We start from the raw sequence: 12708 nt of genomic DNA on the forward strand, positions 1-12708 counted from the left end.
TAGCGCGGCGGACTTAGCGGCCTGCGCCGAAGTTCTGCGTCCACCAGGGGCCGCCGTCCCCGAAGTGCACGCCGACGCCTATCTCCTTGAACGAGCAGTTGAGGATGTTGGCGCGGTGGCCGGGACTGTTCATCCAGGCGTCCATGACGGCGGCCGCATCGGACTGCCCGCGGGCTATGTTCTCGCCCAGCGTCGACCAGGCGTACCCGGCTGCGTCGACGCGGCCGGCCATCGTGGAACCGTCCGGTCCGGTATGGGACATCACGCCACTGCGGGCCATGACATCGCTGTAGTCGTCCGCGGCCTCGGTCAGCTTCGCGTTCGACGTGAGCGGCGAGCAACCGGCGGACGCGCGCTCCTTGTTGACGAGCGTGAGGACTTGGGCCTCGGCGCCGTTCGAGGACCCCGATCCCGACCCGGACCCGGACTCGGGCCCGGAACCGGAGCTGCCGGAGGACGAGGCAGATCCGCCACCGCCTCCGGACCCACCCGTGCTGCTCCCGCTCCTCGTCTGGATCCCGGGTTTCGGCGCGGCCTTGGAACTCGCCGTCTGCTTCGGCTTGGCGGAGGCCGGGAGAGAGGCGGACGGGCTCGTCGATGCCGTCGCCTTCGGGCTTCCCGAAGGCGAGGCAAGCGGCGACGCGCTGTCCGCCGCGGCATCGTCCTCGCCGGGCCCGGCCACGTCACCGGCGGCGTTCGTCGCGACCCGGTCGGCCGTTCCGCCGTCGTTCCCGCCGCCTGTGGCGAGGGTGGCTCCGACACCCGCGGTGACGGTGATCACGCCCAGGGCCAGCACGGCGCTGCGTGCCCGCAGCCCGCTCTTGGGGCGGGCGTGAGAACGGGAGTTCGGGCGAGCGATTCGTCTGGAACCCATACGTGCAACACCTCGGAAGGAAGACGGCTGAGCAAGCGAGATCCCGGCAGACGCAGCCGCGCCCACCGGGATCACGGTGGGGGGTTGACGAGAGCGTAAGCCGGTCCATGCGTCGAAAGACCCCGAGGAAGGACTTCTTCAAGAAGCCATAAGGAAGCCATCAGACTCCCACCAGGTACGCCGGGCGGGCCGCGGGGCTATGTACGCCGGGCTGCGGGACGCCGGGCGGGCTGCGGGGACGAGGTACGCCGACGGGCCGCGGGGCCATGTAGGGGTGCACCCCCTTGTGGGCAGGCGCAGCCTGTGGCATATAGGTCTGGACCATTGCCGTCCGCCGCGGAGGTCCGACCGTGCAACGTCCCCCCACACTGCCTGCGTTGGCCTGCGCCGCCGCGATCCTGCTGACCGCCTGCGCGGGCGAGGACAGAGACACCGAGAACCCGTCGCCCCCGGCCGGCGTGACGGCCCAGGCAGGCAGTGCCACCTCCGTGCATGTCATGTGGGAGCAGGCCACCGACAACAAGGCGGTTACCGGGTACGAGGTGTTCCAGCAGGGCGCCAAGGTCAAGACGCTGCCGGGCACCAAACACATGGTCGACATCGACCGGCTGTCCCCGTCGACGGCCTACACCTTCACCGTCCGCGCGCGCGACTCCGCCGGGAACCTCTCCGAGCCCAGTGCCGCCGTGCCCGTCACCACCCCGGCCCCCACGCCGGAGGACCACAAGGCGCCCTCGCGGCCCGTGAAGCTGCGCGGCCGGGCGGACGGGAGCCGGGCGGCCACCCTGTCCTGGGGGCGCGCCGCCGACGACGTAGGCGTCACCTCGTACGACATCTACCAGGAGGACTCCCGCATCCACAGCGTGCCCGGGAGCGAGACCACAGCCCGTGTCACCGGTCTGCGGCCAGGCACCGTCTACACCTTCACGGTGCGGGCGCGCGATGCCGCCGAGAACTCGTCGCTGGACAGCAACGCCTTGGATCTCACGACGGCTTCGGCGCCGGGCAAGGGTCCCGGCACCGCGCCGACCGATCTCAAAGCGACGGCCCGCAAGGGAAACGTCGACCTGACCTGGACGCCGCCGAAGACTGGCGCGCCGGTCAAGGAGCATCAGCTATACCTGAACGGGAAGTTGGCCACCACGATCGTCTGGGGCGCCGAACCCCCCGCCGGGATGGCGACGTACACCTTCATGGTCACGGACAAGCCCGGCACCCGCTACAGCGTCAAGCTCCGGGCGAAGCTGCCCGACGGGAAGTGGGGCGACTTCTCCGCGCAGCGCACGGTGGTGGCCCCCTGAGCCGCCGCGTTGGCCAGTCGATCCGCCGGGGCATTCGCCGGCGTCAACGTGCTCATCACGCAGATCCCCAATGGCGTCGCAATGTGGAACGCCGACCCAAGACGCAGAGACTGGCTCTGACGAGCCGCTGCATCAGATGCCCGCGAGCCATGGTCAAGGACACCCGCCGGTGCGTGCGGACCGCGGCCCGAAACAGACGGATCCTTGTCCGGCGGCCGGCTGGAGGCCGGGCGTTCACGGAAGCTCAAGTGCCGCCTGCTCGACGCGGTGTTGGTAAACGCGCAGGTGCATGGTGGCCAGATCGAGCAGCGGGGTCGCGACCGAGAGGACGCGGGCACGCCTCACGAGGTCGCCGAAGACGTGCTCGACCTCGGTGGGACCACCGCCCACGACGTCGCGGTACATGGAAGGCGCGAACGGCGACCCGGCCTGGGTCACGGTCGAGGTGGTGGCGGCGAGTTCGGCCTCCGGGACGGGGAAGCCCGCCGCCGCCGATACCGCGGCGGCCTCGGCCAGGACGGCGGGGCCGAGGCCCGGGCCGCCGGGGACCGCGTTGACGTCGCCGACCGTGCCGCGCATCAGGCAGGTCAGGGCACTGAGGGTGGTGATGAAGACCCACTTGTGCCACATCGCCGCGACGATGTCCGTCGACACACTCGCTTCGATGCCCGCGCCGTCCAGGAGGGCGTGGATGGCGTCCACTCGTGATGACGGCCTGCCGTCCTGTTCGCCGATGGTCAGGGTCGCCAGCGGGGCGAGGCGGACGATGTCGCCGTCGTCGTTCACGGTGGTGACGAGCTTGGCGGCGCCGCCCAGAACCGGTCGGGCGCCGAAGCGTGAGTTGAGCTCGTCGAGATGGGCCATGCCGTTGAGGAAGGGCACGATGGCGGTCTGCGGTCCGATCGCCGGGGCGACGTCGTCGATGGCCTGCTTGAGGGCAGTGGCTTTCACCGATAGCAGCACCAGGTCGTAGGGGGAGGCGAGTTCGTCGGCGGTGACCAGCCGGGGTGTGATCACCTCTTCCTCGCCGAGACCGACGATGCGCAGGCCACGCTCACGCAGCGTCGCGGCGCGGCGCGGGCGGACCAGGAAGGTGACGTCCCGTCCGGCCTGGGCGAGGCGGGCGCCGAAGTAGCCTCCCGTGGCTCCGGCGCCGACGACCAGGATCCTCATGAGCGTTGAACCTTTCGAAGACCCGTCGCGGACACGCCGAGCGTAGTGCTCGTCGCAGGCTGAGTCAGAGTAGTTCGGTGAGCGAACTGTTTGTGTTGCCGGAGAAGGACGACGCCCGTCCTCGCCCAGTCGGCGCGGATCGCGGTCAGCTCCTCTGCGGCGACCTGACCCGGGTACCCCGGCTTCGATGCGACGGCACACCCCGTGACCTGGCCGGGAACAAACCACTTCGGTCCGTAGTTCCGCACGTCATGACGACCAAGCACGAAGTCCTGCGCTACACAGCCTTCTCCGGCGACCCCGAGGGAGGCAACCCCGCCGGGGTCGTCCTCGATGCCTCAGGTCTCGGCGACGCCGACATGCTCTCCATCGCCGCCGACCTCGGGTACAGCGAGTCCGCCTTCCTGTCCGCGCCGCCCGCGGGGCTCGGTGGAGAGCCCGGACGGGCGTTCACCATCCGGTACTTCAGCCCCAAGGCGGAGGTGCCGTTCTGCGGTCACGCCACGGTTGCCACCGCCATTGCACTCGGCGAGCGCATCGGGACCGGCGACCTGGTGTTCGCGACGCGTGCGGGGACGGTGCCGGTGACCGTGAGCGAAGAGGCCGGTGCGCTGCGCGCCACACTCACCACGGTCGAGCCGCACAGCGAGGACATCGCGGACGCCGACCTCGCCGAGGCGCTGGCCGCACTCGACTGGGCGACCGCCGATCTGGATCCCGCGATGCCGCCCCGCATCGCCTTCGCCGGCGCCCGGCATCTGGTGCTCGCCGCCGCGACACGTAGGCGGCTGGCGGATCTGGCGTACGACTTCGAACGCCTCGAAGCCGTGATGCACCGCCTCGATCTGACCACGCTGCAGTTGGTGTGGCGGGAGTCGGAGAGCGTCTTCCATGTGCGCGACCCGTTCCCGGTGGGCGGTGTGGTGGAGGACCCGGCGACGGGCGCGGCGGCGGGCGCGTTCGGTGCGTACGCCCGCGAACTCGGCCTGGTCCCCGCGGCGGCGGTGCTCACCCTCCACCAGGGCGAGGACATGGGCCGCCCGGGGGTGCTCACCGTGGAACTGCGCGAGGGCGACACGCGGGTGCGGGTGACCGGGACGGGCACACGGATCGTGTGATTCGAGGTCGGCCGCCCCCCCGGTGGAGCCCCCGCGTCGCACCTTCGGTGCGGGGATCGTCGGCCGCAGGATCGCAGTGCCATCCGGCCGGTGTTCGACCCGCGCTCGGTCGAGCAGTGCTTCGACCTCACCGGGAGCAGCCGCGACTGCGTGCCGCTGCTCATCGACGTGCAGCCGCGCCCATGCGCCGGCTCGACGTCGTCAAGGGCGGTCACCGGTACGCACCACGCCGTGGTCCGACCTGGGCGTGAGCGAGCCACGACCGGCTCGTTGTCGGTCCCCCGCGGGTTGCCGCAGGCGGTCAACTCCTCGAGGAATTCGATGAGATGTGCGCTACATCCCGGAAGGCGGGATGAGACAAGACCGTACGGGCTGCGTATCGCCTCACAACAGAACAGCGAAGCCCGACCCGTACAGCCCGGCTCCCCGTCACAAACCCCCTGCGATCACCACCCAACACCTTGGTACGTATCCACTCAGGAATGACATTGCTGGTCTGTCCGAGACGCGACATTCCACGGACGTTGGTTGAGGAGACTGCCAGTGGGATTCAACGACACCGAACCTCAGCGAGCTCACGGTTCAGTTCCTGATATCGCCCAAGACATACGGGACTCTTTTCAGGCCGTGCTGGACGGCTTGGACGCCGCACGCGCCGACCTCTATAAGCTGGCCGAGCAGGAGGGCTGGGCCGAGTGCCCGCCGCCGTCCTGGCGCCAACGCAGCGAACCGGCCAATGACACCGGCTCCACTCACCCGGCCCTGTCCCTGCCCCCGCCCCCGGCTCCGCCGCCACCCCGACGGACACAGCCGGCGAGGCGTGGGCCCGAGTGCTCGGATCTGGCCCCTCCGCACGCCATCTCGCCGCCTGTCGTGGAGCCGCCCCGGACCGGTGGCCTACGCCAGGTCGATGCTCCGCAGGATGTGGTGGTGGAACCGCTGTGGTTGCGCGGCGCGCATCTGGAGCCTGTCCCGCCCTCGGGGGTGGCAAAGCCACCGACGGCGAGTGGCGCAGGCCCGAGGCACGCCACGCCGCCGGTGACCTTCCTGCCCCCGGTTCCCCTGCAGGAGGGCGCGCTCCGCCGGACCGGCCCGCGCCCGGACACCACCCGGTCGGCTACCCCCCGACGCCCGGCCCCGCCCTCGGACCGACTCATCGCCCCGCCCTCGAAGGCATCACCGTCACGCGTCCCCCCGCACGCGAGGAACAGACGCCGTGGATGGCGGACCTTCATCGACCGGCGGGACACCCGTCTCGCCGGAGCCTTCGGGGGGCTCGCCGTCAGCGGATTGATCCTCGCCTCTTCGCTGCCGGTCAAGGACGACCCCGCACCGGTGGCGGTCCCCTCCCCGCCCTCGGGGCAACTGGACCGACCGCCGCCCGACAACCCGGCTCCCACGCTCCCCGAGATCCCAGGCACGGGCGTGCTGCGCCAGGGCGACAGCGGCCATGGCGTATACGAGTTGCAGGTACGTCTGCTCCAGGTCCCGAACATCTACGAGGGCGGCGCGATCAGTGGCCGATACGACATGGAGGTCCGGGCGGCCGTGGCCAGATTCCAGAAGTGGTACGGCATCCGCGGCGACGAGACCGGCGTCTACGGCGACCACACTCGCCGCGCCCTTATGCTGCGCACCAAATAATCAGCGGCAACCATGCGAGGACCACCGGGGCTCGGCGTCGGTGAGCCGCGGTCTGATCAGTTCTTGTCGAGTGTCGGATCGAGCAGCAGGTAACTGTGGTGCTCGCGGCCCAGCGGAGACCGGGCTGTAGTGATCAGGACCCGTACCCGGACTCTGTGATTGACGTACGCGCTGAGCAGCGCGGTCACTTCACGATCGGAGGCTCGCGTACAGGCGCGTACAAGAAGCTGCCCCCGTCACGGGATCACTTCCCGTGACGGGGGCACCGTCGTACGCGTGGACTCAGCCCTGCGCGGCGAACTCCACGAAGGCCGCCCAGCCCCGGGAAGTCACACGAAGAGTCGGCCCCGCCTTGTTCTTCGAGTCGCGGACGTGGATGGTGCCGGGGCGGGCCGCGACCTCGACACATTCGCCACCCTCGGCTCCGCTGTAACTGCTCTTGAGCCAGACCAGCTCCCCAGCTGCTGCGTTGGTCTCCGCGATCTTCATAGCTCTCCCAGCAACTTCTCGACGAATGCAAGCGACTCTCGTGGCGTGAGAGCCTGCGCCCGGATGATCCCATAGCGCGCGGCGATGGCACGGGCCTCCTCCGGGTCTGTGACCAAGGTGCTGCGGCCCTGTACCTCCAGGTACACGACCTGGGCTCCGCCCTTCCGCGTGATCAAGGTGAACGGGCCGTCGACGCCTGCGTTGTCTTCCCGATCCAGTGGCATGACTTGGATCTCCACGTTGCGCTTCTCGCCAATGAGAAGCAATTGCTCCAACTGGCCACGCAGAGCGGGCTTGCCGCCGAAAGGGCGACGAAGTACCGCTTCCTCGATTGCGAAGCTCATGAGAGGAGCCGGCCAGTTGTTGAAGATCTCCTGTCGCGCGAGGCGGGCCGCAACTCGCTGCTCGATCGTCTCCTCAGTCAGAAGCGGGCGCGCCGCTTGGTGAGTAGTGCGCGGGTGTACTCCTCAGTCTGCAAGAGTCCCGGAACGGCCTGAACGGCGCACAGATGCAGCTCAGCCGCCTCGGCCTCCAGCCTTGCCGCGTCCCTGAAGAACGCCGGGTACTGTGCCCGCGCCACCTCCTCCTTGCTCGCCCTCAGTAACCCGCCCGCATCCAGCACCTCGTCCGCCTTGTCGATGAACCGTGGCGGCGGGATCCGGCGCCCCTGTTCGAACGAGGCGATCGTCGACGCCGAGTACCCGGTCATCGACCCCAACTCCGGCCGCTCCAGCCCTGCCCGAACCCAGCACAGCTTCAACTGCTGCCCGAAGACGTGCAGGATGCCCGACCCGGGCTCGTATTCGTGCTCCGGCTGCTGCTGATCGTCCACGACCCCCGCACCTCCCGTGCTGCCCTGCCCGTACACCGCGTGTGCGCCAACGCAGCACCCTGGAGCTGGTCACGTTTCGAGCCGCGTACAACGCCGTCCCCGACGCGTACACCTCGTACCGGTGAGCGCGTCTGTCCTGGTCAAAGGTACGCACGGACCGCCAGCGTTTTCCTCATGAACCGAGCAATTACCTCCCACGTGGCACCAGGGCAACACCCCGCCCCCACCCGCGAGTTCTCGATGCAGTTCACCTCCACCCCGCGCGGCGCCCGCCTTGCCCGCCGGCTCGTCTCGCACAGGCTCCACGAGTGGGGGTACCCGTACGACTCCGCCCCCAACGAGACGGTCACCCTCATCGCCGCCGAGCTCACCGCGAACGCCGTGCGCCACGGGCACGTCCCCGGCCGGGATTTCCACCTCCGCCTCACCGCGACCGCCGCAGCCCCGGCCACCCTCCGCCTCGAAGTCGGCGACACCCGCACCGAGCGAAGCCCCGCCCCCGGCGAACTCACCGCCCCACCCATGGACGCTGAATCGGGTCGGGGCCTCTACCTCGTCTCCCAGCTCGCTCACCGCTGGGGCGTCGCACCCCGCGCGGATGCCCCCGGAAAACATGTGTGGGCGGAGCTGCGACTGCCGCCCGTTCTCTGAGCAATTGTCAAGACCTGTGGATCGATCTTGGTTAGGCCGCGGTCTCGATGGTCGGCGTGGCTGATTATTGATCTTCTTCTCGTTAGAGGTCCGCGCAAAGTGTCGTCCGAATGAGGAGACCGTGGCCGCCCGTGAAGTCGTCGGCCCGACATGGTCCGCTCCCTCAACTCACCCGTACGGTCAATCGGTCGATCAGACAGTTCGTCGGCCGGCTGCCGGTCAGTCAGCGGGCAGGCCGAACCAGCGGAGGAGTACGGGTCGTGCGTCTTCGGGGGCGTCCTCGGGGCCGCGGGCATAGCGCGCGAGCAGGGCCAGATAGTCGTCATGGAACGCGTCCAGCTCACCCTTCGTGAGGTGGATGAGGCTGCGTGAACCCCGCATCCAGCCTTCGGACTCCGCCTGTCCGGCGGTGAACTGCCGGGCGAGCTCGACGTCCTCCTCCATCCTCATCCGGTCCAGCTCGGCTGACATGACGCGCTCGGCCTCCGTCAGCTCACCCTGCGGCGGTCTGCGGATGTCGAGGCCGCGCACCCCGCGCCACCAGCGCTCACGCCCGGTGGAGCGCTCGGGGATGTCCTCGATAAGGCCACTGCGCTCCAGCATGCGCAGGTGGTAGCTGAGCGTCCCGGTGTTTTCGCCGAGGGCGGCGGCCAGCGTGGTTGAGGTGGCCGGGCCCGCCGCGCCGAGGTGGCGCAGGATGCGCAGGCGCAGGGGGTGTGAGAGGGCCTTGAGGACCTCGGGGCTGTCGACCGTGCGCCGCGCTGCGGCTTCCGCTCTCCGCTTTTTCGTCATGGCGGCAGTCTATCCAGATTGCAGCGATTTCTCTGCAGACCTTTATCTGCAGAGAAATCTCTGCAATGCTGTGGCGCATGACGCCGAACCGAGTGACCTTGAATCGCACAGTCCGCCGCTTCACAAGTGCGGCTGCGGGGGTACTACTTGCCGGACTCGCCCTGGGCGCGGCACCCGCGCATGGAGCTGAACGGGCCGCGGATCTGCCCGAGTTCGACTTCTCCGCCTGCCCGACCGTCGATGAGCTGCCCGCGGGTGCGGACCCCGGGACCTGGCGCTGCGAGGTCATGCACGCCACGGGGCATCTGCGCATAGGCACCGTCGACGAGCCGCTCACCGAGCCCATGAAGATCACCTTTGCGGAAGGCCGTGTGGACGGTGAATTCCGCCAAGTCTTCGGGGGGATGACCGCTGCGCCAATCCGGGTGGGAGGCACCCCGTTGACCCTGACTCCGCAGTACGGCGGGTACTCGGACTTCCTGTCCGACGACACCCGGCGCGGCGAGTTCGACACCAAGTTCGCCATAGGCTCGGCGCACGGGCTGCTGGCCCTGCCGTCGTCGGGCTGCTCGGTGGGCAGCGATGAGAACGCGGTCCACCTAGTGCTCAAGGACACTGATCCCACCCGGGTGATATCCAAGGACCCCCTGGTCGTCACCTTCGGTGCCCAGGACGCGGAGTTCGCCGCCCCGGGCACTAGTGGCTGCGGCCTCGTGAGCCGCGCGCTCGACCGGGCCCTGGGCCTGCCGTCCGCGGCGGGGGCGAACGCCTTCGACATGGATGTCACGGTCGCCATCCGGCCCTACATGTAGGCCGGTTCGGTTGAGTAATTGTCAATACCTGTGAGTCGATTGAGGTGGTTCAGGCCGCGTGAGTCTCGAAGTGCTCTACGAGGTGGCCGCACTCGAAGCGGGCTCCGGCCCGGACAAGGGCGACGACTGCTCGAGTGCGGGCACGAAGTCACCCGAGGACAGGCCGTGCAGGTAGAGCAGCGGCAGCACCTCGCTGATCTTCGGGGACTTGCGGAGGGCGGCGAGTGGGTGGAATCCGATGCTCACGGTCCAGGCGCAGGCGTGGGACGCCTTCGTCGGGTTCGCGGCGTGGAGCGGAGCCGTGTAGGTACGTAGTTGTCTTGGTGTGGGGCGGTTCCCGAGGTGCTTGGGGACCGCCCCGGTACCGGGGGCGTCGTACAAGGACAGGCGCGAAGTCAGCCGCGCAGTTGCTCGTACGCCGGCAGCGTCAGGAAGTCCTCGTAGTTCTCGTCGAGTGCCACCTTCAGCAGCAGGTCGTGCGCCTGCTGCCAGTTGCCCGACGTGAAGGCCTCCTCTCCCAACTCCTCGCGGATCGCGGTCAGTTCCTCCGCCGCGACCGTGCGGGCCAGCTCCGGCGTGGCGAGTTGGCCGTTCTCGAAGACGACGCCGGCGTTGATCCACTGCCAGATCTGGGAGCGGGAGATCTCCGCGGTGGCCGCGTCCTCCATCAGGTTGAAGATCGCGACCGCGCCCAGGCCGCGCAGCCACGCCTCGATGTAGCGGATGCCGACCTGGACGGCGTTGCGCAGGCCCTCGTACGTCGGCTTGGCGTGCAGTGAGTCGATGGCGATCAGGTCGCCGGCTGCCACCGAGACGTCCTCGCGCAGGCGGTCCTTCTGGTTGGGCTTGGAGCCCAGCACCGCGTCGAAGGACGCCATTGCGATCGGCACCAGGTCCGGGTGGGCGACCCAGGAGCCGTCGAAGCCGTCGCCCGCCTCGCGGTCCTTGTCGGCCTTGACCTTCTCGAAGGCGACCTTGTTGACCTCGGCGTCGCGCCGGGACGGGATGAACGCCGCCATGCCGCCGATGGCGTGGGCGCCGCGCTTGTGGCACGTACGGACGAGGAGTTCGGTGTACGCGCGCATGAAGGGGGCCGTCATCGTCACCGCGTTGCGGTCCGGGAGCACGAACTTCTCGCCGCCGTCACGGAAGTTCTTGACGATCGAGAAGAGGTAGTCCCAGCGGCCGGCGTTCAGGCCGGACGCGTGGTCGCGGAGCTCGTAGAGGATCTCCTCCATCTCGTACGCCGCGGTGATCGTCTCGATCAGGACGGTCGCGCGGACGGTGCCCTGCGGGATGCCGACGTAGTCCTGGGCAAAGACGAAGACGTCGTTCCAGAGGCGGGCCTCCAGGTGCGACTCCGTCTTCGGGAGGTAGAAGTACGGGCCCTTGCCCAGGTCGATCAGGCGCTTGGCGTTGTGGAAGAAGTACAGACCGAAGTCGACCAGCGCGCCCGGGACCGGGCGGCCGTCGAACTGGAGGTGGCGCTCCTCGAGGTGCCAGCCGCGCGGGCGCATCACGACGGTCGCGAGCTCATCGTTCGGCCCCAGGGCGTACGACTTCCCGGACTTCGGGTCGGTGAAGTCGATCTTCCGCTCGTAGGCGTCGATCAGATTGAGCTGGCCGAGGACGACGTTCTCCCAGGTGGGAGCGGACGCGTCCTCAAAGTCTGCGAGCCAGACCTTCGCGCCGGAGTTCAGCGCGTTGATGGTCATCTTGCGGTCCGTCGGACCGGTGATCTCCACCCGGCGGTCGTTGAGGGCCGCGGGGGCCGGGGCGACCTTCCAGGAGTCGTCCGCGCGGATCGCGGCGGTCTCCGGGAGGAAGTCCAGCGAGGAGGTACGGGCGATCTCGGCGCGGCGCTCGGAGCGACGGCCGAGAAGCTCGTCGCGCCGCGGCGTGAACCGCTGGTGCAGCTCAGCCACGAAGGCGAGGGCAGCGTCGGTGAGGACCTCTTCCTGCCGGGGCAGGGGCTCGGCTTCGACGATGGCCAGCGGGGACGGCGCTGGTGCGGACATGAGCTGTCACTTCCTTCAGCGGGCGGTGCCTGGCGGCCGCCGGGCGTTCAGATGCGGCACTCGGTGCCGCATCAGCCGTGGGGATCCGGGGGTGTCCCCCAGATCGAAACGGTCGGTCGCGGGTGCCGTTCTGTGAGTCGGGCGCTTCTGACCAGTGGATAGTAGTTTTCTCATGGTGGAAGTTCAATGGTTTGTTGATGTCGAGATTCTCTGAGTCGACAGACCATGGCGCTGAGTGCCACGCCGTTCACTCAAGGTGCGCCAGATCCTGTTCCGTGTCGATGTCGTACGCCTCGGCTATGTCGCCGCACTCGACGAGCGCGAGCGAAGCCTCGTGCTCCTTGAGATACGCGCGCGCCCCGCGGTCGCCGACCGCGCTCGACGCGATGTCCGTCCAGCGGTGCGCTCCGAAGAGGACGGGATGCCCGCGCTCACCCCCGTACGCGGCGGCCGCGAGCGAATCCCGGGAGCGGTACGCGGCGCGGATCCGGGCCACGGCCGCGGCGCCGATCCCCGGCTGGTCCACCAGCGAGACGAGCGCCGCGTCCGCCGCCGTGGCGGCCAGGGCCAGGGATTCCAGCCCCGCACGGAGCGAGGAGCCCATGCCCTCCTCCCAGTCCGGGTTGTCGACCAGTACGCAACCGGAGAGGTCGGCTTCCTTCCGTACGCGATCGGCCGCCGCGCCCAGCACCACATGCACGGGTCCGCAGCCGCCCTCGCGAAGCACACGCACCGCATGCTCGACCAGTGGCCGGCCCCGGTGCGTCAGCAGCGCCTTCGGGCGCCCGCCGAGCCGTCGCCCGCCGCCCGCCGCGAGCAACAGTCCGGCGACGATCGGTTCCTTCGGTGGTTGTGCCATAAGGACTCCTTACCTCATAACCGGTCGAAGTGCCGAGCGATTCACCGCCCGCGGGCCGCCTTCCGCAACCGCGCGGGCCGCGGCACTCGTCCGACGTGGAGAGCGAGGTGCGCGCTTGGATAAGGTGCACCTCCGATACTGAAGT

The 12708-nt window shown here is 69.2% G+C and carries 13 protein-coding genes and 1 pseudogene; 5 read left to right on the forward strand and 9 right to left on the reverse strand.

Going from position 1 to position 12708, the window contains the following annotated elements; all coding sequences use genetic code 11:
- Window positions 1-13 precede the first annotated feature (13 nt).
- Window positions 14-874, reverse strand: coding sequence for a CAP domain-containing protein (locus ACFYWY_RS13515; protein ID WP_389184509.1), 861 nt, complete (start codon window positions 872-874; stop codon window positions 14-16).
- Between the two features lie 350 nt (window positions 875-1224).
- On the opposite strand from ACFYWY_RS13515, the gene ACFYWY_RS13520 reads away from it, so the two are divergent.
- Window positions 1225-2175, forward strand: a complete 951-nt coding sequence (locus ACFYWY_RS13520) for a fibronectin type III domain-containing protein (RefSeq protein WP_389184512.1) — start codon at window positions 1225-1227, stop codon at window positions 2173-2175.
- Window positions 2176-2409: 234 nt separating this feature from the next.
- Here ACFYWY_RS13520 and ACFYWY_RS13525 read toward each other — a convergent pair whose 3' ends face one another.
- Window positions 2410-3348 carry a ketopantoate reductase family protein gene (locus ACFYWY_RS13525; RefSeq protein ID WP_389184515.1) on the reverse strand — a complete coding sequence of 313 codons (939 nt, stop codon included), beginning with the start codon at window positions 3346-3348 and terminating at the stop codon, window positions 2410-2412.
- Between the two features lie 251 nt (window positions 3349-3599).
- Between ACFYWY_RS13525 and ACFYWY_RS13530 the strand changes: the two genes are divergently transcribed.
- Window positions 3600-4466, forward strand: a complete 867-nt coding sequence (locus tag ACFYWY_RS13530; protein ID WP_389184518.1) for a PhzF family phenazine biosynthesis protein — start codon at window positions 3600-3602, stop codon at window positions 4464-4466.
- A 1290-nt stretch (window positions 4467-5756) separates the two neighbouring features.
- The gene (locus ACFYWY_RS13535; protein ID WP_389184521.1) at window positions 5757-6110 is read left to right on the forward strand and encodes a peptidoglycan-binding protein; all 354 of its coding nucleotides are present in this window, start codon (window positions 5757-5759) and stop codon (window positions 6108-6110) included.
- Between the two features lie 56 nt (window positions 6111-6166).
- On the opposite strand, the gene ACFYWY_RS13540 is transcribed toward ACFYWY_RS13535, so the two are convergent.
- The 3 genes and pseudogenes from ACFYWY_RS13540 to ACFYWY_RS13550 all read right to left on the reverse strand — a co-directional run bounded on the left by ACFYWY_RS13540 (window position 6167) and on the right by ACFYWY_RS13550 (window position 7431).
- Window positions 6167-6298, reverse strand: coding sequence for a hypothetical protein (locus tag ACFYWY_RS13540; RefSeq protein ID WP_389184524.1), 132 nt, complete (start codon window positions 6296-6298; stop codon window positions 6167-6169).
- 94 nt (window positions 6299-6392) lie between these two features.
- A complete protein-coding gene (locus ACFYWY_RS13545) occupies window positions 6393-6599 on the reverse strand; it encodes a DUF397 domain-containing protein (RefSeq protein ID WP_389184527.1) in 207 nt (68 codons plus the stop codon).
- Window positions 6596-7431: pseudogene (locus ACFYWY_RS13550) on the reverse strand (helix-turn-helix domain-containing protein). The gene ACFYWY_RS13545 and the pseudogene ACFYWY_RS13550 overlap by 4 nt, the downstream one beginning before the upstream one ends.
- A gap of 174 nt (window positions 7432-7605) precedes the next feature.
- Between ACFYWY_RS13550 and ACFYWY_RS13555 the strand changes: the two are divergent.
- Window positions 7606-8082, forward strand: coding sequence for an ATP-binding protein (locus ACFYWY_RS13555; protein ID WP_389184530.1), 477 nt, complete (start codon window positions 7606-7608; stop codon window positions 8080-8082).
- A 219-nt stretch (window positions 8083-8301) separates the two neighbouring features.
- On the opposite strand, the gene ACFYWY_RS13560 is transcribed toward ACFYWY_RS13555, so the two are convergent.
- Entirely contained in the window at window positions 8302-8874 is a 573-nt protein-coding gene (locus ACFYWY_RS13560; protein WP_389184533.1) for an ArsR/SmtB family transcription factor, read from the reverse strand.
- 77 nt (window positions 8875-8951) lie between these two features.
- Here ACFYWY_RS13560 and ACFYWY_RS13565 point away from each other — a divergent pair, with 77 nt between their 5' ends.
- Window positions 8952-9686, forward strand: a complete 735-nt coding sequence (locus ACFYWY_RS13565; protein WP_389184536.1) for a hypothetical protein — start codon at window positions 8952-8954, stop codon at window positions 9684-9686.
- Between the two features lie 75 nt (window positions 9687-9761).
- On the opposite strand, the gene ACFYWY_RS13570 is transcribed toward ACFYWY_RS13565, so the two are convergent.
- The 3 genes from ACFYWY_RS13570 to ACFYWY_RS13580 form a co-directional block, all read right to left on the reverse strand.
- A complete protein-coding gene (locus ACFYWY_RS13570; protein ID WP_389185125.1) occupies window positions 9762-9932 on the reverse strand; it encodes a hypothetical protein in 171 nt (56 codons plus the stop codon).
- 149 nt (window positions 9933-10081) lie between these two features.
- Entirely contained in the window at window positions 10082-11704 is a 1623-nt protein-coding gene (gene aceB / locus ACFYWY_RS13575) for a malate synthase A (protein WP_389184539.1), read from the reverse strand.
- A gap of 247 nt (window positions 11705-11951) precedes the next feature.
- The gene (locus tag ACFYWY_RS13580) at window positions 11952-12563 is read right to left on the reverse strand and encodes an NTP transferase domain-containing protein (RefSeq protein WP_389184542.1); all 612 of its coding nucleotides are present in this window, start codon (window positions 12561-12563) and stop codon (window positions 11952-11954) included.
- Window positions 12564-12708: the final 145 nt, after the last annotated feature.

It is taken from the genome of Streptomyces sp. NPDC002870, from assembly GCF_042888505.1.
GTDB lineage: Bacteria > Actinomycetota > Actinomycetes > Streptomycetales > Streptomycetaceae > Streptomyces.